The sequence below is a fragment of the Candidatus Edwardsbacteria bacterium RifOxyA12_full_54_48 genome, assembly GCA_001777915.1.
Lineage (GTDB): Bacteria > Edwardsbacteria > AC1 > AC1 > EtOH8 > UBA2226.
Genome location: MFFN01000006.1, coordinates 41,671 through 66,504, shown reverse-complemented (window position 1 = coordinate 66,504; position 24,834 = coordinate 41,671). Strand labels below are relative to the sequence as shown.

The 24,834-nt window shown below is 54.7% G+C and carries 24 protein-coding genes and 1 other annotated feature; of the genes, 21 read left to right on the top strand and 3 right to left on the bottom strand.

Features of this window, described 5'->3' with window-relative positions; translation table 11 throughout:
* Window positions 1-372 (bottom strand): hypothetical protein, encoded by a 372-nt coding sequence (locus tag A2273_00290; protein OGF06688.1) that lies wholly within the window; start codon window positions 370-372, stop codon window positions 1-3.
* A 29-nt stretch (window positions 373-401) separates the two neighbouring features.
* Window positions 402-605 (bottom strand): hypothetical protein, encoded by a 204-nt coding sequence (locus tag A2273_00285; GenBank protein OGF06687.1) that lies wholly within the window; start codon window positions 603-605, stop codon window positions 402-404.
* A 351-nt stretch (window positions 606-956) separates the two neighbouring features.
* On the opposite strand from A2273_00285, the gene A2273_00280 reads away from it, so the two are divergent.
* The 18 genes from A2273_00280 (at window position 957) to A2273_00195 (ending at window position 18,128) form a co-directional block, all read left to right on the top strand.
* On the top strand, window positions 957-1,529 hold the full coding sequence (locus A2273_00280) for a hypothetical protein (protein ID OGF06686.1): 573 nt from the start codon (window positions 957-959) through the stop codon (window positions 1,527-1,529).
* A gap of 101 nt (window positions 1,530-1,630) precedes the next feature.
* Window positions 1,631-1,906, top strand: coding sequence for a hypothetical protein (locus A2273_00275; GenBank protein OGF06946.1), 276 nt, complete (start codon window positions 1,631-1,633; stop codon window positions 1,904-1,906).
* Window positions 1,903-2,505, top strand: coding sequence for a hypothetical protein (locus tag A2273_00270; protein ID OGF06685.1), 603 nt, complete (start codon window positions 1,903-1,905; stop codon window positions 2,503-2,505). The genes A2273_00275 and A2273_00270 overlap by 4 nt, the downstream gene beginning before the upstream one ends.
* 43 nt (window positions 2,506-2,548) lie before the next feature.
* Window positions 2,549-3,853 carry a hypothetical protein gene (locus A2273_00265; GenBank protein OGF06684.1) on the top strand — a complete coding sequence of 435 codons (1,305 nt, stop codon included), beginning with the start codon at window positions 2,549-2,551 and terminating at the stop codon, window positions 3,851-3,853.
* Between the two features lie 467 nt (window positions 3,854-4,320).
* Entirely contained in the window at window positions 4,321-5,094 is a 774-nt protein-coding gene (locus A2273_00260) for an NAD(P)-dependent oxidoreductase (protein ID OGF06683.1), read from the top strand.
* A gap of 35 nt (window positions 5,095-5,129) precedes the next feature.
* Window positions 5,130-5,268 (top strand) — a binding site (molybdenum cofactor riboswitch).
* A 107-nt stretch (window positions 5,269-5,375) separates the two neighbouring features.
* On the top strand, window positions 5,376-6,203 hold the full coding sequence (locus tag A2273_00255; protein ID OGF06682.1) for a tungsten ABC transporter substrate-binding protein: 828 nt from the start codon (window positions 5,376-5,378) through the stop codon (window positions 6,201-6,203).
* Entirely contained in the window at window positions 6,204-7,046 is an 843-nt protein-coding gene (locus tag A2273_00250; GenBank protein ID OGF06681.1) for a hypothetical protein, read from the top strand. It begins immediately after the preceding gene.
* Window positions 7,046-8,143, top strand: coding sequence for a hypothetical protein (locus A2273_00245; protein OGF06680.1), 1,098 nt, complete (start codon window positions 7,046-7,048; stop codon window positions 8,141-8,143). The genes A2273_00250 and A2273_00245 overlap by 1 nt, the downstream gene beginning before the upstream one ends.
* A gap of 93 nt (window positions 8,144-8,236) precedes the next feature.
* Window positions 8,237-8,932, top strand: a complete 696-nt coding sequence (locus A2273_00240) for an ABC transporter permease (protein OGF06679.1) — start codon at window positions 8,237-8,239, stop codon at window positions 8,930-8,932.
* Window positions 8,929-10,038, top strand: a complete 1,110-nt coding sequence (locus tag A2273_00235; GenBank protein OGF06678.1) for a hypothetical protein — start codon at window positions 8,929-8,931, stop codon at window positions 10,036-10,038. Before A2273_00240 ends, A2273_00235 begins: the two co-directional genes overlap by 4 nt.
* Before the next feature lie 270 nt (window positions 10,039-10,308).
* Window positions 10,309-11,124, top strand: a complete 816-nt coding sequence (locus A2273_00230) for a hypothetical protein (GenBank protein OGF06677.1) — start codon at window positions 10,309-10,311, stop codon at window positions 11,122-11,124.
* A gap of 1 nt (window position 11,125) precedes the next feature.
* A complete protein-coding gene (locus A2273_00225) occupies window positions 11,126-12,337 on the top strand; it encodes a hypothetical protein (protein OGF06676.1) in 1,212 nt (403 codons plus the stop codon).
* A gap of 93 nt (window positions 12,338-12,430) precedes the next feature.
* Window positions 12,431-12,955 carry a hypothetical protein gene (locus A2273_00220; protein ID OGF06675.1) on the top strand — a complete coding sequence of 175 codons (525 nt, stop codon included), beginning with the start codon at window positions 12,431-12,433 and terminating at the stop codon, window positions 12,953-12,955.
* Window positions 12,956-13,600, top strand: a complete 645-nt coding sequence (locus A2273_00215) for a molybdopterin-guanine dinucleotide biosynthesis protein B (GenBank protein OGF06674.1) — start codon at window positions 12,956-12,958, stop codon at window positions 13,598-13,600. It abuts the gene before it with no gap.
* 36 nt (window positions 13,601-13,636) lie between these two features.
* Complete coding sequence (locus A2273_00210) at window positions 13,637-14,128, top strand: hypothetical protein (GenBank protein OGF06673.1); 492 nt, start codon at window positions 13,637-13,639, stop codon at window positions 14,126-14,128.
* Between the two features lie 18 nt (window positions 14,129-14,146).
* Window positions 14,147-15,439 carry a transcription termination factor Rho gene (locus A2273_00205; protein ID OGF06672.1) on the top strand — a complete coding sequence of 431 codons (1,293 nt, stop codon included), beginning with the start codon at window positions 14,147-14,149 and terminating at the stop codon, window positions 15,437-15,439.
* A 31-nt stretch (window positions 15,440-15,470) separates the two neighbouring features.
* Window positions 15,471-15,818 (top strand): 50S ribosomal protein L31, encoded by a 348-nt coding sequence (locus A2273_00200; protein OGF06671.1) that lies wholly within the window; start codon window positions 15,471-15,473, stop codon window positions 15,816-15,818.
* Between the two features lie 9 nt (window positions 15,819-15,827).
* Entirely contained in the window at window positions 15,828-18,128 is a 2,301-nt protein-coding gene (locus A2273_00195) for a hypothetical protein (GenBank protein ID OGF06670.1), read from the top strand.
* On the opposite strand, the gene A2273_00190 is transcribed toward A2273_00195, so the two are convergent.
* Window positions 18,104-18,352 carry a hypothetical protein gene (locus A2273_00190; GenBank protein OGF06669.1) on the bottom strand — a complete coding sequence of 83 codons (249 nt, stop codon included), beginning with the start codon at window positions 18,350-18,352 and terminating at the stop codon, window positions 18,104-18,106. The genes A2273_00195 and A2273_00190 overlap by 25 nt on opposite strands.
* Before the next feature lie 130 nt (window positions 18,353-18,482).
* Between A2273_00190 and A2273_00185 the strand changes: the two genes are divergently transcribed.
* The 3 genes from A2273_00185 to A2273_00175 all read left to right on the top strand — a co-directional run bounded on the left by A2273_00185 (window position 18,483) and on the right by A2273_00175 (window position 24,760).
* A complete protein-coding gene (locus A2273_00185) occupies window positions 18,483-20,369 on the top strand; it encodes a hypothetical protein (protein ID OGF06668.1) in 1,887 nt (628 codons plus the stop codon).
* 141 nt (window positions 20,370-20,510) lie between these two features.
* Window positions 20,511-21,779: a phosphomethylpyrimidine synthase gene (locus A2273_00180; protein ID OGF06667.1), complete on the top strand. Its 1,269-nt coding sequence runs from the start codon at window positions 20,511-20,513 to the stop codon at window positions 21,777-21,779.
* A gap of 206 nt (window positions 21,780-21,985) precedes the next feature.
* A complete protein-coding gene (locus A2273_00175; GenBank protein OGF06666.1) occupies window positions 21,986-24,760 on the top strand; it encodes a hypothetical protein in 2,775 nt (924 codons plus the stop codon).
* Window positions 24,761-24,834: the final 74 nt, after the last annotated feature.

Here is a 24,834-nt window from a genome sequence, read left to right as displayed (position 1 = left end):
TTATTCTCCTTGTTGGTTGTTTTTCAGCATTTCAGCCGCCTGGGAGGCGGTTATTTTTCCGGCCTCCAGCGCATCCAGTACCTCGGCGGGGGCCATTTTATTGGCCTGCTGTTCCGAGAGGGCCCGGATCACTTCGTCCAGCTTGTTCCTGACCGTGGGGTAGGAGATGCCCATACGGCTTTCCACCTCCTTGATGTTGCCCCGCGACAGCACGAAGGTCCGTATGAAATCAAAATGATCCTCGCTCAGATTCCCCAGGGGGGAAAGGTGGAACTCACCCCTGACGGCGGTATCGCAGTCAGGGCATTTGAATTCCGATACATAAAGGTTTCCACCGCAGGACGGGCAGGCTTTGGGCATCTGTTTGATCATTTTATATTCATCCTTATTTGAGTTTTCGATCAATAGTAGAGGGGGGTCAATGAATCGAGCCGATGATCAAGGACGGGGGCAGGGGAGACATGTTTGGTTCTCACGATCCTGCTTTCAGATCCTTTTCCTCTTGGTCCGGCGTTCAAGCCGTTGTTCGGAATGCCGTGCAGCAAGACAATTCCGGTCCAGATTATGATCACGGCATAGACCATGATTGCGTTGATGCGGTTCATTTTATTTCTCCTTTGTATGAGGGTTGTTTAATAAGTTCCTGTTTGATTATTTGTATTATAACATAAAATATTAAAAATGTCAATATAAATATTAATATAATTAATAATATTATAAATAATCTTTATTTTGTTTATAATAATATCGATTTTCAATTAAAATACGTTAATTTTATAAAAAGGTTACATATTCTTTATTTTATCGGAAAGAAAACAAATCTTTATGATCAAAACATAAGTCATTAAAAATTATTGACATTTAAGCTTTTTTATATTATATTTATCTCCATGAGAGCATATAAGTTATTAATTGTAGATGATGAGCCAAACATAACCAGAATATTGGCTTATGAATTGAAAAAAGAGGGCTATGATGTCATTATAGCCAACGATGGCCGGGAGGGGCTGGAAAGGGCTAAAAACGAGAAGCCAGACCTGGTCGTTTCGGACATAATGATGCCCAATATGGATGGCTATGAGTTTTGCCGTCATTTGCAGGAAGATCCCAACCTTCGGGCGATCCCGTTCATTTTTTTGACGGCCAAGACGGGCCATGATAACCGGATCTATGGGTACTCCATAGGCGCCCAAAAATATCTTACCAAGCCGGTAAACAAGGAGGAGCTGCTCAAGGCCGTCAACATCAGACTGAAATATTCCAACGAGGCCATCAAGCTGTTCGCCAAGAAGGCCAAGAAATTCGAGGGGGATCTGTCCATCATCTCCATCTTCAGCCTGATAGATATGTTCTCCATCGGGGTGTGGTCAGGTTTTGTCGATCTGAAGTCAATTGACGGCCGGGCGGGCCGGATCGAGGTCTTTGAAGGCTTTATCCAGAAATGTACCATAGATGGACAGGAGGATGCCAACACCTGGACGACTTTGCTGGGATGGAACCAGGGCACCTTTAAAGCGGTGCACGAATAAGCCACAGAAAGCTCCGGGCACCCCGGAGCTTTTTTTTTGCTTGTATTTTGGCGGAAGATGGGATAAATTATAACCGTAAATAAAAGATATTGAAAAACCATATGTTCACAGTTCTGATCATAATGACCGCCGGGATCATCCTGGGATATTTGATCCGCCGTAAGACTAGAATTATAAGATATATCGGTAGCGCCATCAATCTAGCCATATATTTGTTGCTTTTTTTGCTGGGCATATCAGTGGGAGCCAATGAGACGATAATAAGGAATCTGGGAACCCTGGGACTGACGGCCATAGCGCTGACCGCAGGGGCGGTGGCGGGGAGCGTAGGCCTTTCCTATTTTACCTACCAGATATTCTTTGTCGCAAAAGAATGAAGAACTCTCTCATTATTGTCGGCTTTTTCGTGCTGGGGACCCTGGCCGGAATATATCCCCTGCTTCCCGAAGCCTGGCTGAATAACGATCTCAGCTCATACGCCCTGTACCTGCTGATGTTCCTGGTCGGCGCCTCGATCGGAGCCGACCAGAAAGCCTGGGCGGTGCTTAAAAGCGCCAGGCTGAAGATAATCCTGGTCCCGCTGACCGTTATCACCGGCACCCTGGCCGGCGCAGCTTTTGCATCAGTATTCCTCAAAGACATCAGCCTGCGGGAATCATTGGCGGTCGGCGCGGGCTTCGGGTATTACAGCCTTTCCAGCATCTTCATAGGACAGATCAGCGGCCAGGCCCTGGGGGTGGTGGCTCTGATCTCAAACATCTTCCGGGAGATCATCACCCTGCTGGGGACACCGCTGCTGGTCCGGTATTTCGGAAAGCTGGCCCCGATAGCTTCCGGAGGGGCAACCTCCATGGATACCACGCTTCCCGTGATCACCAGATTCACCGGCAAGGAGTATGCCATCATATCCGTTTTCAGCGGGGTGGTGCTGACCATATTGGTGCCGTTCCTGGTGACATTTATTTTAAAGTTTTGATCCCCGGAATATTTGGCTTTCCATATTATAGATCGGAGGCTTTATGACCCCTTACGAGATCATCTATAAAAAGCGCAATGGCGGCGAGCTTACGCCGGACGAGATCAAATGGTTCATCGCCAATTATACCTCAGGCGCCATTCCCGATTACCAGACCTCGGCCCTGCTGATGGCCATCTTCCTGAAAGGCATGACGGCACAGGAGACCACCGAACTGGCCATGGCCATGATGAACTCCGGAAAGGTGTTCGACCTGTCGGATATTCCCGGCATAAAAATTGACAAGCATTCCACCGGCGGGGTGGGGGACAAGGTATCCATCATCCTGGCCCCGATGGTGGCCGCGGCCGGAGTGCCGGTGCCGATGGTCTCAGGCCGGGGGCTGGGCCACACCGGCGGAACGCTGGACAAGCTGGAATCCATACAGGGTTTCCGCACCAACTTTTCATACGATGAGTTCCGGCATACTTTGGCCCGGATCGGGCTGGCCATGATGGGGCAGACCCCGGACCTGGCTCCGGCCGACAAGAAACTCTACGCCCTGCGCGACGTCACCGCCACGGTGGACTGCATTCCGCTGATAGCCGCGTCCATCATGTCCAAGAAGCTGGCCGAGGGGGCCGACGGGCTGGTGCTGGACGTCAAGACCGGCAGCGGGGCCTTCATGCAGAAGCAGCAGGACGCCCTGGCGCTGACCAAAACCATGACGGCCATTGGGCAGGGAATGGGCAAAAAGATGAAGGCCCTGATCACCGATATGAACCAGCCGTTGGGCCGGGCGGTGGGCAATGCTCTGGAGATAGAGGAATGCGTGGACTGTCTTAAAGGCAAGGGCCCTGCCGACCTGATGGAGTTGACCTATGCCCTGGGAGCCGAGATGCTGGTGATGGGCGAACGGGCCCAGGATGCAGAATCGGGCAAACGGGTCCTTGAGCAGATAGTCTCTTCCGGTCAGGGGCTGGAGAAGTTCAGGGAGATGGTAGCGGCCCACGGCGGGGATGCCAAAGTGGCCGATGACTATAAGAAAGTGCTGCCCCAGGCCAAGCATGTCATCGAGGCAAAAGCGGAGCGATCCGGATACATCTCCTCCATGGATAACCGCGAGGTGGGCATGACAGGGGTCTTTTTGGGCTGCGGCCGGCTGAAGATGGATGATGTGATCGATCCCTCGGCCGGATTCATCTTTGAACGCAGGATCGGCGACCAGGTCAAAGCAGGGGACACCATGGTCAAAGTGCTTTGCAATGATGAGCAGAAGGGGCGGGAAGCGGCCCATCGGCTTCAAAGATGCATCAATATTTCAAATACGAAGCCGGAAGAAGTCATATTGATCAAAGAAATAATATGAAACAATATGTTACTTTGTTATGACCTTTCAAACCCAAGGCGGGTTGCTATTTTCAGGGCAGGCGCCGGAAGTAAGCAAAGGCTTGTCCTGAGGTAGTCTGCTTGCTCGGCAAACTAAGGGAGTCTTTCCCGCCCAGCTCCGCGGTTAGTAAGACCTACGTCCCGGCATTCATTGAACCAGAACAAGCAGGATGCAAATAACGCAATGACTGCTTTATCGGGGCTGAAGCATGCGCCGCTCCACTGAAAGGCGGGGCCCCGGTATCACCCCCCTGGATCGCATCAGCGCTGCTGTCCGGCAAAAAGCTGCCGTTAAGAATGTTTTGTCTGCGGGTGCCCTGTTTCGTGGTCAAGACATTTAGGCAGCTGGATAACATAGCTTCCGGGCAGCGGTGTAGCGATAGTTCTCTTTGTAGCTTTCTCTTCAAAGAGAAAGCGGAGAAAAACATATCTTTAAGAAAGTGTGTTATGACGCTGTTAGAAAGCAAAGTAATCTTTATCACCGGGGCCTCCAGCGGCATCGGCCAGGCCTGCGCGGTTGAGTTCGCCAAGCATGGCGCCAGGCTGATCCTGGCAGCCCGGCGCAAAGAACGGCTGGATGCTTTGGCCGCCAAACTGTCCAAGGAACACAAGGCAGAGGTGCTCACCATATCGCTGGATGTCAGGGATCAGAAGGCGGTCCAGAAGGCCATAGAAGGCCTGCCGGCGGAATGGGCTAATGTCGATATCCTGCTGAACAACGCCGGGCTGTCCCGGGGGCTGGAGAAGATCCAGGAAGGGGTCATCCAGAACTGGGAGGAGATGATAGACACCAATATCAAGGGCCTGCTCTATGTTACCCGGGCGGTGCTTCCGGGCATGGTCCAGCGGAACTCCGGGCATATCGTCAACATCGGCTCCATCGCCGGACACGAGGTCTACCCCGGAGGGAACGTCTACAACGCCACCAAATATGCGGTCAGGGCCCTCAACAAGGCCATGAGGATGGACCTCTTTGGCAGCGATATCCGGGTAACCAGCATCGATCCCGGCATGGCGGAGACGGAATTCTCCCTGGTGCGCTTTCATGGGGACTCCCAGCGGGCCGCAAAAGTGTACCAGGGGGTGAGACCGCTGACGGCCGGGGATATCGCCCAAGCGGTGGTGTGGGCCTGCTCCCGGCCGCCGCATGTCAACATAGAGCAGATGATCATCACTGCCACTGACCAGGCCGCCGCGGCCATGGTGAACCGGAAACAGTAAAATTTGACAGAAATCTGCATTTCTGATATAATCACAAATTGAATCTCCGATCCCGTTTTTCTAAAGCTTAAATGCCATGGATGACGGGACGGTTCCCCCGAAAAGGGCGGACAAGGGTAGGACTGGAAACGGTCTTGCCTCCCGTGTTTGGAAAGGAGAGGTTGCGATTAACTTTGCTTCGGGTTTGTCCGTAGCAATCTGCAGCCCATCCTGTTCCTTACAGGATGGGCTTTTCATTATTTTATATCACCCATATAATCATTAACTGTTCTGGAGGAAAAATGAAGAGGTTTGCAACACTGTCCCTGTCACTGCTTCTGGTCCTTTCCCTGCTGGTCCCCGTGGCCCAGGCCAAGGACAAGCCCAAGCTGGTCCTGGCCACCACCACCAGCACCATGGATTCGGGATTGCTGGATTTCCTGGTCCCCATCTTCGAAAAGGAGAACGGCTGCAAGGTGCAGATCATAGCGGTGGGCACCGGGGCCGCCATCCGCTACGGCAAGGACGGAAACGCCGACATCGTGATGGTCCACGACCCGGTGGCCGAAGAAGTGGTGGTCAAGGAAGGCTTTTTCGTGGAACGGAAATACCTAATGTACAATGATTTCGTGATAGTGGGCCCGGCCGAGGATCCGGCCGGCATCAAGGGCCTGGCCTCCGCCGCCGAAGCGCTGAAGAAGATAGAGGCTTCGCAGGCAACCTTCGTCTCCCGGGCCGACCAGTCGGGCACCCACAAGAAAGAGGAGAGGATGTGGGCGGTGGCCGGGCTGAGCCCCAAGGGATCATGGTATCTCCAGGCCGGAGCCGGGATGGAAGCGGTGCTCCGCATAGCCAACGAGAAAAGGGCTTACTGCCTGACCGACCGCGGCACCTATCTGGCCCACCAGAAGGAGTTTGAACTTCCGATCCTGACCGAGGGCGACCAGGAACTGTTCAACCCCTATCACATCATGCTGGTGGCCCCGGCCAAGTACCCGTTCGTCAATTATTCGCTGGCCAAAAAGTTCTCGGACTTCCTGACCTCGGAGCGCGGCCAGAAGCTGATCGCCGAGTACGGCGTGGACAAGTACGGCCAGCCCCTGTTCTACCCGGCGGCGGAGAAGAAATAGATGAAAAAGACCGCATTAATTGGTATAATAATCCTTTCATTAAGCTCCTGGGCCCTGGCCGGGCAGACCCTGATCGTGGCCTCCACCATGAGCCCCTACGATACCGGGCTGTACACCGACCTGCTGCCCAAATTCGAACTGCAGAATGACTGCAGGATACTGCTGTATTCCCTGCCCACCGGCAAGGCCCTTGGGCTGCTGCAGTCCGGGGCGGCTGACGTGGCCATAGTTCACGACCGCAAGGCCGAGGACGCGGTGCTGCTGGCCGGTTTCGGCACCCAAGCCTGGGACCTGATGTACAACGACTTCGTGCTGGCGGGGCCGCTGGACAACCCGGCCGGTATCGACAGTTCGCTGCCCGACGTCAAGACCGCTTTGGCCAAAGTGCGGGATGTCAAGTCCAAATTTTATTTCCGGTCCGACATGTCCGGCACCCACCAGAAGGAGATGGCCCTGTGGCAGTCCGCCGGGATAGATCCCATCGACAGCGAATGGTATTCCGAGACCGGGCTGGGCACGGTCAAGGTATTAACCAAGGCCAACAAGGACGGAGCCTACACCCTGGCCGACCGGGCCACCTGGCTGACCTACAGCAAGGATTACCCGAACCTCAAGATCGTCTGCCAGCGCGACCAGCTGATGCTCAATTACATCCGGATCATCACCGGGTCGCCGGCCAAGTATCCCCATATCAACTACGACCTGGCGGTAAAGTTTGTGAAATTCATGCTCTCGCCCGAAGTGCAGGAAATGATCCGGGTCTCGGGCATGGACAAATTCGGCGAGCCCCTGTACATTCCCGATGCAAAAACAAACAACCAAATATCTAAAAGAGAGAGATAATGAAGAGAATATTATTACTGGCCATGGTCTTTGCCTTAGCCGGATCAGCCTTTGCCTTTGACGTCAAGACCGACGCCAAACAGGCCTATCCCACCTTCAAGGTTTCGGGCTGGCTCAAAATTACCTACATGGACACCCTGTATCACGACACCCTGGTCAACCCTCCCTCGGGTTTCGAGGCCAAGGACGCGGCCATCGTGGTCAGCGGCGACGCATGGAGCAACCTAGCCTACCGGATCTGTCTGCAGTCAAACAAGGCCACCAAGGTAAGCACCAGCACGGTCTATGCCACCTGGCTGTTTGACGCCTACGCCGACTGGAAACCCTCCAAGCTTTATTCCTTCCGGGTGGGCCAGTACAAGCGGCCTTTCGGATATGAACAGATGCTGGCGGCCACCAGCATGGATTTCGTCAACGCCGCCCAGCTCACCGGGAAGTTCAACGCCAGCAACCGGGAGGTTGGCGTGATGGGCTTCGGCGTCTGGAATGACCTGAATTACTCGCTTTCGGTGGGCAATGGTTCCCCCTACAACGAAAAGGACGCCAATTCGTCAAAGACGGTCGTTTCTCGCATTGTCTATGCGCCGCTGGCGGGCATGACCGTGGGCGGCTCGGTGGAATACGGCACCCAGAACCTGGTGGGGAAGAGCCTTTACAACCGCCACGCCGGGCTGGAGGCCAATTATGAAATGGGTAAGCTGTTCGCCCGGGGCGAGCTCATGATAGGGCAGGATGACAAGGTCCTGGCCACCGATTCCGTCATGGTCGGCGCGGTCAAGGTAAAGCAGGCGGGATTGGACCGGAACCTGATGCGCGGAGGTTATCTGACGGTGGGCTATGTGCCCCTGTCCAAACTGAAGGTCAATGTCCGCGGCGATATGTACCGCGAAAACTGTTCCTGGGACCTGGTTACCGACGGGATCACCGCCTGGTGGGGCAAGCAGGAAAGCCGGGTCGTCATTTGCAATCTGGGCGCCGATTATTTCCTGAATCCCAATACCAAGGTTACCTTGAACTATGATGTCAAACTGGAAGATATGGCGCTTCGTCCGGTGAAGAATAATGTTTTGATGGCCCAATTGCAGGTCAAATTCTAACTGACACCTTAAAACGAAGATGCAATAGGAGCGCAGGCCTGCGCTCCTATCATTTTCATTGTCTTTTAAATTCAATTTTGGTATCATCGTATCATGTTCAATTTGATCCAAAGCATGCAGCAGGCCCTAGGCCTGCTGCTGAAATTCGACCCCGAGATCTGGCAGATAGTGCTTTTGTCCCTGCAGGTCTCTCTGGCCTCTTCGCTGATCGCCGTAGTTTTGGCCGTCCCGCTATCCCTGGCCGTCACCCAGAACGAATTCAGGGGCAAGAGGATCGTCATCGGAACGGTCAACAGTTTCATCGCCATCCCCGCGGTGGTGATAGGGCTGGTCTGCTATCTGCTTCTGTCCCGCTCGGGGCCGCTGGGTTTCTGGCGCCTGCTGTATACGCCCTCGGCCATCATCATCGCCCAGACCCTGCTGATCATCCCGCTGATGACTGGCCTGAGCATCTCGGCCCTGCAGTCTTTGGGGCACCGGGTGAAGGAGACCATGATCACCCTGGGGGCCGGCCGGTGGCACCTGATCCTGGGAATAATGCGGGAGGTCCGCTTTGCCCTGGCCGCGGCCTTCATCACCGGTTTCTCCCGGGTGCTGGGCGAGACCGGCATGACCATGATGGTGGGCGGCAACATCAAAGGCGAGACCCGGGTGATGACCACCGCCATTGCGCTGGAGACCATCAAGGGCAACTTTGAGCTGGGGATCGCACTGGGACTGGTGCTTTTGATAGTGGCCATCGGGATAAACATCGTCCTTCAGGCAGTGCAGGGGAGGGCCGGGCGATGAAGATAACGGCCCAAAACATCTCCAAAAGCTTTGACGGCAAGGCCGTGCTGAAGGACGTTTCGCTGACCATCGATAATTCAGGCATCTATGCCCTGGTCGGTCCCAACGGTTCGGGCAAGACCACTTTGATGCGGATGCTGGCCCTGCTGGAAAAAAGCGACGGAGGGACCCTTAAATACAAGACCCGGGACAGCGAGGGATATGATGCGGTGGTGCATTCGTCGGGCATCAGAAAGAAGATGGGCCTGATCCACAACCCGGCGGTGATGCTGTCCGGCAAGGTGCGCTACAACCTGGAATACGGTTTGCGGGTTAGGGGCGTGTCCCCTGCAGAGCGGAGAAGAAGGTCGGACCAGGCGCTGGAGGTGCTGTCATTAAAAGGTTTTGGGAAACGCGAAGCCAGGACCCTCTCGGCCGGGGAGATCCAGCGGGTGGCCTTGGGCCGGGTGCTGGCGCTGGACCCGGAGGTGGTTTTTCTGGACGAGCCCACCGCCAATCTGGACCCCTTGAGCGCCAAGCTGATAGAAAAGACCATTCTGGAGCTGGCCTCCCGGGGCAAGAAAGTGGTTTTGGCCACCCACAATCTGTGGCAGGTGGAGCGGATAGCCGACTGGGTGTGGTTCCTCAACGACGGGGTGATCTCCATCTCCGGCACGGCCCAGGATGTTCTGCACAAAGGCGACCAGGCCTTTTGGGGCAAGTTTCTGGGACGGGACAACATATTTGCCGGGCAAATTGAAAATATCGGAAATAGGAAATCGTTTAAGATCAATGGTGTATCGTTCGAGATTGTAACAGAGCTGGAAGGCCCGGCCATGGCCAGCCTTAATCCCAATGAGATAATTTTGTCATCGCAGAAATTAGTCAGCAGCGCCCGCAATGTGCTGGAGGGAGTTGTTACCGAGGCAGTTTCCGAGGGCGGGTTGTACAAGGCTACGGTGGACGTGGGCGTGCTTGCACGCCAGAGTATGTCGCAAAACGGAGGCGTGGCGTTGGACGTGGCCATTACCAAGGCCTCGTGGGACGAGATGGGTTTGCAGAAGGGCAGCAGGGTGTATGCGGTGTTCAAGGCCAGTTCTGTAAGAATTTGGAAAGAAGAACAATAATTATATTTGGAGTCTAATATGGAAAAGATCAGTGGTTGTATTATTTGCGGCAATCCAGATGTCAATACAGTTATTAATAGGACAGACGCACCATTATTATGTATAGCAAGTATTGAATGTCAATGTTGTGGTAATTATTCTCTAGAATATTCATTGAGTTATGACAATATTAAGACAAGAAAACCATACGAAATTACTAATGAAAACCGGTCTCAATTTATTGGCTATACAAGAGAGTTAACGTTACTTAACCGGACCATTGATATTAAATTGAATGATTTTAAAACATTTATTACAACTGCGATTCAACAAGCTCCAAAAACCGTACCAGATAAAATTGATAAATTACTTATAAATTTATCACGTTTAGCTAATAACCCGAGTTCTGATATTGAGATCAACCCAGTAAAAGATTATGCACTTGGTTATTGCGTTGATGAAAACGAATTTAAATATTATCTTAAATATTTAGATGAAATAAATTTCTTTAAACAAAACAGAGGTTCTCAGGGTTATAAAATCACAGTAGATGGTTGGAAGAAAATACAGGATCTTTCAATAATTAAAAATGTTTCAGAGCAGTGCTTTATTGCAATGTGGTTTACTGATGAAATGAATAAAGTATATCTGGACTATATTAGCAAGGCAATTGAAAGGGCTGGTTATAAACCTATGATTATACCGGATGTAAAACACGACAATGAAGTGACATCGCAAATATTAGCGGAAATACAAAAAAGTAAATTTATGATTGCCGATTTTACCGGGCAACGTGCAGGTGTATATTTTGAGGCAGGTTTTGCGAAGGGTTTAGGTCTAAATGTTATTTGGACCTGTAAAAAAGATTGGTTTGATAATAAAGAGGCAGAAAATGAAGGCGAATACAAGATAAATGATCAATGGAAAAAGGGAATTATAAAAGAGGAACGGCATACCCATTTTGATGTAAATCACCGCCAATTTATTTTATGGGAATATGACGCAAAAGAAAAGTTAAATAAATTTGAAGAAGATATTTACAACTCAATTGTAGAGCAGTTTGGTGAAGGTCCCTTAAAATCCAAAGGAAATCAAGATAGCAAATAAAATGATTTCATTCCACGAAGCACGCAGCAAAATGCTGGAGGGCATAAACCCTTTGCCCCCGGGAAAATGCCGTCTGGAGGACCTCTTGGGCCGGATAGTGGCCCAGGACGTCACGGCCTCATTCGACATCCCGCCCAGGGACAACTCGGCCATGGACGGCTTTGCCGTCATCGCCTCCGATGTCGCCGGGGCTTCGGAGCAAAGTCCTGTGACCCTGCAGGTCATCGAGGACGTCCCGGCCGGCAGGGTGCCCGCCAAGTCCTTGAAACCGGGGCAGGCCATCCGCATCATGACCGGGGCGCAGATACCGGAGGGGGCGGACGCCGTGATTCCTGTGGAACTAACTGAATGCAAACTGCAAATTTCAAATTGCAAAATATTACAGGAGGTCAAGCAAGGAGCCAATGTCCGCAGGCAGGGAGAGGATGTTACGGCAGGGCAATTGCTGATAACAAAGGGAACAAGATTGCGACCGCAGGAGGTGGGGCTGATAGCTTCCTTGGGCTTGACCGAAGCCCTGGTCTCCAAACAGCCGGTGGTGGGGATCATCTCCAGCGGCAACGAGGTGGCCGCGCCGGGCCAGCCGCTGAAGCCGGGCCAGATCTACGATGCCAACCGTTTCAGCATCGGCGGACAAGTGAAAGAGGCCGGGGCCTTGGTCAAGGATTACGGTATCATCACTGACGATCTGGAAAAGATCAAAGAAACCCTGAACCAGGCGGCCCGGGAATGCGATGTGGTCATCACTTCCGGCGGCGTGTCGGTGGGCGACTACGACCTGATGAAACAGGCGCTGTCCGAACTGGGGCAGATGAACTTTTGGCAGGTGAAACAGAAGCCGGGAAAACCGCTGGCCTATGGGCATATCAACGGCAAGCCGGTGGTGGGGCTTCCGGGCAACCCGGTGTCCTCGATGGTGGTCTGCGACCAGTATGTCCGTCCGTTGCTGCTGAAGATGCAGGGAGCAATGAATATATTCAGGGTGCAGGTGACAGCGTACAGCGGCCAGGGAATAAGGAAACAGGCCGAAAGGACGGAGTTCCTCCGCGCAAAAGTAAAATGGCAGGAAGGCGCGTATCACGCAGTGCTCACCGGGCCGCAGGGGTCGGGCATTTTGACCTCCATGGTCCAAGCCGACGGGCTGATGATCCTGCCGGAAGAGTGCGAGGGAGTTAAGCCGGGGGATGTAGTGGTTGTCGAATTATTCAGGTGAATGGAACACGGATGAACACGGATTTTAATGGATTCAGACGGATTGGCAAAATGGTAAACTATGTAAACTGTAAACGAATAAACTGGTAATACAATGCAAACAATAATCTCTTCCATAAGGTATTTCAATTCTGGCTATAATCAAAGATTAGTCTTTCTTTTTATTTTGTCTTGTATATTCTCGTTATTATTCGGTTGTACAAAGAAAGAGGCTAATGTTCAAAACACCAAAGTGATTGTCAATGATACTTTATATGTAAAAGGCAAAAGTGTCATATTCTTTTCATTGACAAATACTGAATATGATTCAATTGTGAAAAACGGTGGCAAAACAAATGAAATTGATGAGGTATTGAGCGATTTCCAGCATTACACAAATATTGTTATCGATTCTTTAAATAAAACCGGGGTCAAATGCAGTATTTCTTCAAAACCAATTTACAAAATTGTGAAAGATAATGGTGAGGTCACCATGTTTTCTAAAACTGGTAAAGAGCATATAGTAGGGGCTATATTGACTGATGGGAAAAAGAATCCGAAATTTTATTTTGGAGTTGCCACGGATGCTGATTATTTTGATATGATAGCCAATTACTTCTATAAAAAGCAGGTGAAATAAATGAATCCAATAATCTCCGTCGTCGGACATTCCAACTCCGGCAAGACAACCATCATCGAACAGATCGTCCGCATCCTCAGCCGCAAGGGCTATAGGGTCGGGGTGCTGAAGCACACCCACGGCGCCATCAAGGCCGATAAAAAGGGAACCGACACCGACCGGTTCCGGCTGGCCGGGGCCGGGATATCGTCCATTTGCGACGACAAAATGCTGGTGAGGTTTGAGAAGGCCCAAGGCCATAGTCCCAAGGCCATAGTTCAAGCTTTGAGCAAGGAACTGGACCTGCTGATCATAGAAGGATACAAAAAAGAACATTACCCCAAGGTGCTTTTTTCGGATGAATTGTCGGTTGCCGATCTAAAGGGCGTCATTGCCACCGTGGGCAAGAAAAAGATTTCTTCAGGCAAGGTCCGGCATTTTCAGCCCTCAAAGATAGCCGAGATCATCAAGTGGCTGGAGCGTGATATCATCATTCCCGGCCGGAAAAGCCGCCAGGTGGTCATAGAGGTGGACGGCAAAAGGCTGCCACTGAAAGATTTCGTGGCGGATATCATCAAGGAAACCATCCGCGGGGCCCTGGGCACGCTCAAGGGCGGCAAAGGGCGTAAGGTAGATATCTCTATTGACTTCGGCCGGAAAATATAGTATCCTTAGGCAAAATTGCGTTTGGGGGAAAGTGTTATGTATAAGTTAGTTCTATCTCTTCTGGCCGTGCTGGTCATCTCCGGCTGCGGGAAGAAGGGGGAGCCCAAGGTGGCGGAGGTGCCGGAGCCGGCAAAACCGGCCATGGTCGCCAGCATCGGCTTCATCAAGGGCGATGTTCAGAAGCTGCTGAGCGGTAAATGGGAAACGGCCGCCATCGGCGACACCCTGTACCAGGGCGACTGCCTGAGCCTCCCCGAAAAGGCCGAACTCCAGCTCATCGATGGTCAGGGCGGGACGCAGAACCTGGCCGGACCCCTGACGGATGAAGTGACCAACTTATTGGAAAAGACCGCCGCCGCTTCGGAAGCCAAAGCGGGAAGCAAGGTCATAAAAAGCATTCAGAAGATACAGGGAACCAAGCAGACCCTGACCACCCAGACGCCCACCGCCGTGGCCGGCATCCGGGGGACCGCCGGACGCAAACCCATGCCTCCCGATTCCACCCAGCAGGACAGCACCTCCCAGTAAACACAACCGGATATATATTTGGATATTGTCGAGCTTAAATCCAAGACGGTCTCCGAACTGTGCAGCATAGCCAAGGAGCTGGACATCCAGGGGGCCAGCGGATTGAAGAAGCAGGAGATCATCTATAAGATCCTGCAGGCCCAGGCTGTCCGCAACGGTCTGGTGTTCGGCGGCGGGGTGCTGGAGGTGCTGCCGGACGGATTCGGTTTTCTGCGTTTGCCCGATTACAGCTACATGCCGGGCCCGGACGACATCTACGTGGGGCCCACCCAGGTCAAGCGCTTTCTGCTGCGCACCGGCGATCTGGTGACCGGGCAGATCAGGCCGCCCAAGGAGGGCGAAAAGAACTTTGCTCTTTTAAAGGTCGAGGCCATCGACCAAGAGAACCCGGAGACGGCCCGGGACCGGATCTTTTTTGACAACCTGACCGCGCTATATCCCCAGGAGAGGATAGTGCTGGAACGGGGGGCCTCCGATTTCTCGATGCGGGTGATGGACCTGCTGGCGCCCATCGGCAAGGGCCAGCGGGGGCTGCTGGTCTCGCCGCCCCGGGCTGGGAAGACGGTGCTGCTGCAGGATATCGCCAACAGCATCACCGCCAACCATCCCGAGATCATGCTGTTCATCCTGCTGATCGACGAGCGGCCGGAGGAGGTCACCGACATGCAGCGGCACGTCAAGGCCGAGGTCTTCAGCTCCACCTTCGACGAGCCTCCCGAGAGGCACGTCCAGGTGGCCGACATGGTGCTGGAGAGGGCCAAGCGGCTGGTGGAGCGGAAGAGGGACGTGGTGATCCTGCTGGATTCCATAACCCGGCTGGCCCGGGCCAACAATGCGGTGATACCGCATTCCGGCAAGACCCTGTCCGGCGGGGTGGATTCCAACGCCCTGCAGAGGCCCAAAAGGTTCTTCGGCACCGCCCGCAACATAGAGGAGGGCGGCAGCCTGACCATCATGGCCACCGCCCTGGTGGAGACCGGCAGCCGGATGGACGAGGTGATCTTCGAGGAATTCAAGGGCACCGGAAACATGGAACTGGTGTTGGACCGCAAGCTGGCCGACCGCCGGATATTTCCGGCCATCGACATCAACCGCTCCGGCACCCGCAAGGAGGAACTGCTGCTGGGACCCGAGGCTCTCAACCGGTCATGGATACTGCGGAAGCTGTTGAGCGACATGAATCCGGTGGAGGCCATGGAATTCCTGATATCACGCCTCAAGGGCACCAAGTCCAATAAGGATTTCATCACTGCCATGAGCGCTTTTGACGGCCGGGAGAACAACGACAAGAAATCCAGAAACCGAGAATAATAAAAATAATCAATAAATCAACGAGGTCAAAATGAAAAAAGGCATCCATCCCAAGTATGAGACCACCACCATCACCTGCGCCTGCGGCAACGTGATCCCCACCAAGTCGACCCTGAAGGATATCCGGGTGGAGATCTGCTCCAATTGCCATCCCTATTTCACCGGCAAGCAGAAACTGATGGACACCGCCGGCCGGGTGGAGCGTTTCAACAAGCGTTACCGCAAGGAAGGCGCCGAGGTCAAGAAGGAAACGGCCGTCAAACCGGAAGTTGTCGCCAAGAAGGAAACGGTCGCCAAGCCGGAAGCCGCCCCCAAGAAGGAAGCGGCCGCCAAGAAAGAAACCGCCCCCAAGAAGGAAACGGTCGCCAAGAAAAAATAAAGGAGCGATATGTCCATAAAGAAAAATGCAGCTTTGGGCTTTGCCTGCCTGATGCTGCTTTTTTCATTTTCAGGCAAATTGTCGGCGGAGCCAGTCAAATATCTGGTGCGGATAACCGCCGCCGACCGGGCGGAATTGAAATCATACGGCATCAGGAATCCCGATATTGCCGGCCGGATAACCGGCCAGTCATTTGATATCGTTCTATCCGGCGATGAATATCGGGCCATCCAGGGCCGGGCCGGAGTTAAGCTGATGGCGAGGAACGATGCTCCCTCCATTAAACCGGCCAAGGGGAGTTATCATTCCCTGCCTGAGATATATACCCTGTTCGAGTATATCGCTTTGTACAACCCCGATATCGCCCGGCTGTGCACCCTAAATGTCAGGAGCTGGCAGAACAGACCGATCCTGGCCCTGAAACTATCCGACAATGTGAATATCGAAGAACCCGGCGAGCCGGAGATCCTGTTCATGAGCTGCCACCATGCCCGGGAGTGGCCCACCCTGGAGATCACCTTGTTCATTGCCGATACCCTTACAATGGCATACGGCCTGGATCCGGATATCACTAACTATCTCGACAACAATCAGATCTGGATTGTGCCCTGCGTCAACCCCGACGGATTTGATTATGATTATAATTACTACCAAACATACGCCAGCTATGCTTGGTGGCGGAAGAATTGCCGGGACAACAACGGCAGCAATGTTTTCGAAGAAAGCGCCGACGGGGTAGACCTCAATCGGAATTATCCCGGCTCCCTGGATCATTCCCGGGACGGCGAATGGGGGGTGGTCTGGCTGGATGCCGCCACTCACGACAACGGATATGATACCTACTGCGGCCCCTACGGCATGTCCGAGCCGGAGCTTCAAGCCGTAAAATCCCTGATAGATTCTCACGACTTCATCTCTTCCATCTCCTGGCATACTTATACCGAATGCGTGATGTGGCCCTGGGGCTTTGACGGCGCGGCCAAGACGGAGTACGATGTTCTGCTGCAGCAGTTGGGGGACAGCATCGCCGGGAGGATAACCAAACAATCCGGTACGGCAACTTATGACGCCTATCAATCGGCCGGGCTGTATCCGGTGACCGGCGACTCCGACGACTGGCTGTACGGATACAGCCTGTATCTTCGGGGCAAGAATCTTCTGCCATTCACCATCGAGGCCTGCGTGGAATTCATCCCCGGCGCCGGCTCATTGGATCAGGTGGTCAGGGAGAATTTTCACGGGGCCGAATACCTGATCCAGCAGGCCGGGAACATAAGATCCGTTTTGAAACCAAGGGCCATGTCCCCGGAGAATCTGTCGGATGATCATTCCTCGGGTCCGGATTTCAATCTGATGTGGAGCAGACCCCAATCGGGCGCCGTTCCCTCCAAGTATGCCGTCAGGGAACTGTCCGGGGCTTCTGCGATCAGCGACGGGTTCGAAACCTCCGGCGACCTGTGGGCGCTGGAGGGTGGGTTCGCCTCTTCCTCCGCCCGTTATCACAGCGGCAGTAAAAGCCTTTTTTCCGGACAGGGCGACGACATAATATCCGTCATGACCACCAAAAGGCCGTTCAAAGTCACGGGCGGGGATTCCCTGGGCTTTTGGTGCTGGTATGATACCGAGCCGCTTTACGATGTGGTGGTGGTTGAGGTCTCATTAGACGGGCGGAACTGGACCCTGCTGGATAAATTCAGCGGGCTTTCGAGCGTCTGGGTCAGAAAAGCGTATTCACTAAACGCCTACGCCGGACAATATATTTATATCAGGGTACGATATTTGGCAGACAGCTATGTTACCGAACCGGGAGTTTTTATCGACGATCTTCGACCGGTAGCGGTTTATTCCGGCGATGCAGTGCTGGACAGCGCGGTGACGGACACCTCCTATGCCTTGTCAAAAACGTCCGGTGACTACCATTATCTGGTGAAGGCCTATGAGGCCGAACACGGCTGGGGCGATTATTGTCAGCCGCACCGGGTTGATGTGGTAACCGGGGTATCCGGCAAACCTTCTTTCCCGAACATCAAAGTAACAAAACTGGAACTAATTAAACCCAATCCGGCCTCGGCTCCGGTCAGGATAAATTACCAGCTATCCTCCGCCGGAAAGGTTGACCTTTCGATATACGATATCATGGGCCGGAAGGTCAGAACGCTGATCAGCGGCATCCAGACGGCGGGGACCAGCGGGCAGGCGACCTGGGACGGGCGGGATGAGAGCGGGCGGAAGGTCTCCAGCGGGATATACATCTATCGCCTGGCGACGCCCGCTTATTTCCGAGCCTATAAGATGATCCTGTTGAGGTGAGTGCCCACGGCATGAGCAATATTTCCGGTCTTGATGCCGTTGCCTACGAACTGGCCGACCGTTACCGCGACGGCCGCTGGCCCGAGCTCAAGGGTCGGGAATGGAAAGCGGTCTGGAAATTCCAGCTGGGTGCTCTGAAGGAACTCTGTCCCGGTTTCTCCGAAGCGGATTACGCCGGGGCGCTGGAGAAGGACTTTGCCGACAGCCGGCAAGTCGGGAAGCACCCGCCGGGCACGGCTGGGGATGACGGACCCCCCTCGATTGGGAGGGGACTATCAAACCCCTTCCCAAAAGGGGCAGGGGTTGGGTCAAAAGTGATCGAGTGTCGCAAAACTGAAAAAGAAATAAGAACAAATGAAAAAATCACTGATACTGGCAATAGCAGCCGCTCTGTTCTCTTTGACCGTACAATACATCCGGGCCGAAGAGATCAATATAAACACCCTGATCCCGGTGAAGATATACATCACCACCCATGACGATGTTTACAAATTTAACGCCCTGGGGGTGGGCATCGAAGAACTTAAGGACGGCTATATCGAGGCCCGGGTTACCCGGGAAAAGATAGATGAGCTGATCTCTTCGGGCTGGAAGGTGGAGGGCAGGACCATAGAAAAGGTTGATCCCAAGATCGCCACTCAATATCATAACTATACTCAAATGACCAGTTTTTTGGACTCGATCCATTCTCTGTACCCGGCGATCACGAAGAAGGTATCCATAGGGAAATCGGTACAAAACAGGGATTTGTGGGCCTTTTTGGTAACCGACAATCCTGATTCCAATGAGAATGAAGCAGAGGTTCGATTGGCCGCCAATATTCATGGCGATGAAACGGTGGGCAGAGAACTTTGTTTGGCGATGATAGATTCATTGACAAAAGTATATGGCTCGATTATCACCATTAAGGATCTGGTGGATTCAAGGGAAATCTGGTTTATGCCTTCATTGAATCCAGACGGCTATGAATTGAACCAACGGTATAACGCCAACAGTATGGATTTGAATCGCAACTTCCCAGTTCCGGATGGTTCAATCGGCGAGGATGATACTTATAACAATGAGGTTGAGACACAGCGGATGATCGACTTTTGGTCGGGTAAACGTGGGGTGCTTTCGCTGAATTACCATGGAGGGGCCCTGGTCGCCAACTATCCGTGGGATTATACTGTCGTCCGTTGCCCCGATGATGCTCTGGCTAAGGAGGTTTCACTGGGGTATTCACGGCTGAATCCTCCGATGTATGCCAGCACGGTTTTTGACAGCGGGGTGACCAACGGCTGGGATTGGTATTATGTTTACGGGTCCCTGCAGGATTGGTCATATCACGTTACCTCCTGTCTGGATATTACCATGGAGATCGGCACCAAATGGCCTCCGGCAAGCCAGTTGCCATCATACTGGTCAGATAACCGTGAAGGGATGCTGTATTTCATCCGGCAGGCCGGGTGGGGCCTGCAGGGGATCGTCACCGACTCCCTGACCGGGCTGCCCATCAACTGGGCCTCGGTGGTCCCCTTCGGGATAGACAAACCGGTCTATACTGACACCATCGGCGATTATCACCGGATGCTGATGACAGGGCAGTATGATCTGATCTATTCGGCCATCGGGTACCACGAAAAATGGGCCGATGAGGTTCGGGTGAGGATAGACAGCGTTACCAATCTGGACATGCAACTGGCGCCGATATTGATCACCGGCATTGTCAGCGACAGCGGCGGCGGGAACCCCATCCCCGGGGCGCTGGTGGAGATCGTCGGCCTTAGAAGCGACACCACCGACAGCGGCGGGACCTATCAACTGCGCTGGAACCAAGATGACTATTACAGCCTGAAGGCCTCGGCCGCGGGATACACCACCGTCATCTACGACAGCCTGAAATTCGAGAACGACAGCACCATCAATTTCAGCCTGTCCACCGACAGCGGAGTGGCCGGAAGGCCGGGGGTCAATGTCTTCATCACCCGGCTGGAACAGCCATACCCAAATCCCGGACGATCTGGGATCCATATCCGCTATCAGTTAGCGGCTTCCGGGCCGGCGGTTCTGGATATCTACGATATTACGGGACGCCGGGTAAAGAGCCTGCCCCAGGGCACCGTGCCGGCCGGAGCAGTGCGGACCTTCACCTGGGACGGCAGCGATCGATTTGGGAAAAAGGTTTCGGCCGGGGTCTATTTCTGCCGGCTGACGGCTCTGGGCATCGAAAGATCGGTCAGATTCATCATGTTGAAATGAAAGAGGGAAATTTAATCAGGCGGCGGGCCGGCAGGGCCCGTCGCCTTTTTTATGAGGCGATTGCCGGGCCTTGTGTTTCTTGACTTTTAAGCCGCAATGTCGTATCATACTTCTTCAGTATTTAAACAGAGGGAGAGCCAGGTGATAAATTTGAACGAATCCATCTTAAAACGCATCGCCGAAGAGGAAAAGGTTTCTTTTGAGCATATAAAGAACGGCGTGGAGCAGGGGACCATAGTGGTTCCCATGAACAAGAACCACCGCCTGCTCAAGCCCTGCGCGGTGGGGGCCGGGATGCGGATCAAGGTCAATGCCAACATCGGGACCTCCCAGGACCTGTCGGATCTGGCCGGCGAGCTGGAGAAGCTAAAGGCGGCCATAGGGGCCGGGGCCGACGCCATCATGGACCTGTCCACCGGCGGTGATATCGACGCCATCCGGCGGGAGATAATCAATCAATGCCCGGTTCCGCTGGGCACGGTGCCCGTCTACCAGGCGGCCATCGAGGCCGCCGCCAAGAAGAAATCCTTGGTGGAGATGACGCCCGATGAGATCTTTGGGGTCATCGAGAAGCAGGCCAGGGACGGGGTGGATTTCATCACCGTGCATTGCGGGGTCACCCTGCAGTCGGTGGCCCGCTACAAGGAGGAGGGCCGGGTGGCCGGGGTGGTCAGCCGGGGCGGGGCCTTCATGATCGAATGGATGAATTTCAACCAGGCCGAGAATCCGCTTTACAGCCAGTTCGACCGTTTATTGAATATTTGCAAAGAATATAACGTCACCTTGAGTTTGGGGGACGGCTTTCGGCCCGGCTGTACGGCCGACGCCACCGACCGGGCCCAGCTGGAGGAACTGCTGATCCTGGGCGAGCTGGTGGACCGGGCCCGGAAGGCCGGGGTCCAGGCCATGGTGGAGGGGCCGGGGCACGTTTCGATGGACCAGATCGAGACCAACATCAGGATCCAGAAGGAGATCTGCAAGGGGGCGCCGTTCTACGTGCTGGGCCCGCTGGTAACCGACATCGCCCCGGGCTACGACCACATCACCGCGGCCATCGGCGGGGCCTGGGCGGCCTACTTCGGGGCCGACTTCCTGTGCTACGTCACCCCGTCGGAGCACCTGCGTTTGCCCACCCTGGAGGACGTCCGGGAAGGGGTGATAGTACTGCGGATAGCGGCCCACGCCGCCGACCTGGCCAAAAAGGCGCCCGGGGCGGCTGATTGGGACCGGGCCATGTCCCAGGCCCGGAAGAAACTGGATTGGAAGAAGCAGATCGAGCTGTCCATCAACCCGCCCTATGCCCGGCAGGTGTTCGAATCCGCCCCCCGGAAGGAATCCGGGGTCTGCACCATGTGCGGGGAGTTCTGCGCCATGAAGAAGATGAACGAAGTGCTGGACGACAAGAAATAAGTTTTACCGCAGAGACGCGGAGAACACAGAAGCTATTATTGCTGCCTTGTCATTCTCGCGAATGCGGGAATCCAGGGAACAAATCGCATATTGCTGACAGGGATTATTCTGCCACCAAGACGCAAAGGCAGCAATGCTTGATTAGAGAAAATTTGACTATTTTGTTATAATGTCTCTTGATAATTTGTGAGTAGGTATCTTGAATAATGTCCAGAAAAAAGAAAGAGAAAATAATCGACCAGCAGGCGAGGGAAGAGCCCCTCGCCTTTGTTGCGGTGGACATCGAGACCACCGGGCTCAACTGGGATCGGGACCAGATCATCGAGCTGGGCGCGGTCAGGGTGGAGAACGGGGCGGTCACCGCCCGGTTCCAGACCCTGGTCCGCTCCGAGCGGAAGGTGCCGCCTTTCATCCAGGGATTGACCGGCATCACCCAGGCCGAGATAGACGACGCCCCGCCCCTGGAGGGTTGCGCCGCCGACCTCCAGCAGTTCATGGGGGAGCTGCCGCTGGTGTTCCACAATGCCCAGTTCGACCTGAAATTCCTTAAGGCCGCCCTGGAGATCGCCAATCCCTGCTGGGACACCCTGACCCTGGCCCGGGCCCTGCTTCCCGACAACAAGAGCCACAGCCTCAAAAACCTCTGCTCGGCCTACGGGATCGATCCCGGGCAGGCCCACCGGGCCGATGATGACGCCCATTCCACCGCACTGCTGTTCCTCAAGCTATATGACCAGCTGCTGGACCTGGACCTGCCGATGCTGCAGGCGATGTCGCACCTGGCCCTGCCGTTCCACCGCCTGCTGTTGTCCCGGGCGATGTCGGAGACCAGGCAGACCGGCATCACGGTTGATCAAAAAACAGACCGGGAGAAAATTCCGGCCGGAGCGGCGGCTCCCAGGGCCGATGACCTGGAGGAGATCTTCGGCCCGGATAAAAGACTGGCCGGGGTTTTGGGGGCGGGCTATGAATCCCGCCAGGAGCAGATGGACATGGCCCGCTCGGTGATGGAGGCCTTTGTCAACGACGAGTTCCTGTGCGTGGAGGCCGGCACCGGCACCGGCAAGAGCCTGGCCTACCTGGCCCCGGCGGCCATCTGGGCCCGGCTGAACAACGAAAGGGTGGTGATCTCCACCCAGACCAAGACCCTTCAGGAGCAGCTCTACGGCAAGGATGTGCCGATCCTGCGCGCGGCGGCCGGATATTTCAACGCCACCGTGCTCAAAGGGCGGAACAATTATCTGTGCTGGCGGCGCTGGCAGGAGGTGATGCTGCATCCCGAGCTTTTCCTGACCCCGGACGAAAGGGAGGAGGCCCTGATCCTGTGCCGGTGGGCCGGGACCACGGCCGGCGGCGATGTGGCCGAGCACCGGGGATTCTCCCCCGGCCGGGCGCCCGGACTGTGGGGCAAGATCTGCTCCGACCACACCGCCTGCCATAATCACCGCTGCAAATTCGTTAAGAAATGCTTTATGGCGCAGGCCAGGAAAAGGGCCGAGGAGGCCGATCTGGTGATAGTGAATCATTCCCTGCTGTTCACCGACCTGGTGATGCCCAGCGGGGTGCTGCCGGACTACCAGCGGGTGATCATCGACGAGGCCCACAACATCGAAAAGACGGCCACCGATTTTCTGGGCTACAGCCTGGACCGCTGGACGGTGTCCCGGTTCCTGTCCGGGATATTCAACCGGAGCCCGGTGGAATCCGGACTGCTGCCCACCCTGAATCACTGGCTGAAAAAATCCGGCCTTAACAAGGAGGTGGCCGGATCCATCGAGAAATCATCGCTGGACATAGTTCAGCAGATACTGGAGGCCGGCAAGACCGCCGACCGGTTCTTCAAACGAAAGTGGGAGCTGGGCGATCCCAAGGGCCGGCAGGAGAAAAGGCGCTACCTGGAGGGCGACGGCTTCCAGCAGTCGGTGCTGGAGCAAGCCCAGGAGTTGATGGGGCTTTTAGACCGCCTGACCGATTCCCTGAGCCTGTTGAACCAGTGGCTGGCCGATGTGGAGGCGGCCGATTCCGACGAACTGGATACCCTGCGTCAGGAGATATCCGGGCGCAGCCTGGAGGCCAGGAACATCGGCAACACCCTGGGCAAACTGGCAGCGGCCGACGACAAGGGCTACATCTTCTGGATGGAGCCGGGCGACCACAACCACGGGATCAAGCTGGTGGCCGGCCCGCTGGAGGTGGGCCAGGTGCTGGCCAAGATCATGTTCCCCAGGGTCAAGACGGCGGTGTTCACCTCGGCCACTTTGGCGGTGGACGGCAAATTCGACTTTTTCAAGAATCGCGTCGGATTATCTCTGGTTGACCAGGACCGGGTGGTCTGCTCCGCACTGGCGTCGCCCTTCGATTTCAATAAGCAGGCGGCCATATTCGTGCCCACCTATCTGCCGTCGCCCAAGCTGCCGGACTACGACAAGGCCTTCAACGACATGGTCCAGGAGGTGCTGGAGTCCACCAAGGTGGGGACCCTGGTGCTGTTCACCGCCTTCGATCAGTTGAAGAGAAGCTACCAGCAGGTACAGGAGAGCGGCAACCTGAAGGTCCTGGCCCAGTGGCTGGACGGCAACCCGGCCCAGCTGGTGGAGCGGTCGTTGAACGAGAAGGACACCATCATTTTCGGCACCAACAGTTTTTGGGAGGGGGTGGACCTGCCGGGCCAGGCCTGCGAACTGCTGATCATCGCCCGCCTGCCGTTCTCGGTGCCCAGCGATCCGCTGGTCAGCGCCCGCTGCCAGGCCATCGAGCAGGCCGGGGGCAGCTCCTTCAACCAGTATCTGCTGCCCGAGGCGGTGATTCGCTTCCGCCAGGGTTTCGGGCGGCTGATCCGCAGCCGGACCGACTTCGGGGCGGTGGTGGTGGGCGACAGCCGGATAACCGCCACCGAATACGGCAAGGTCTTTATCCGGTCTCTGCCCAAGATGCCGCTGTTCATCTGCCGGGACCTGGATGAACTGCTGGAGAACTTGTAGGCTTCCCTTGGCGTAGATACCTGTTGGAAATATACTTTTGACATCTATTGCATCCGGCTATAAGTAAGCATATA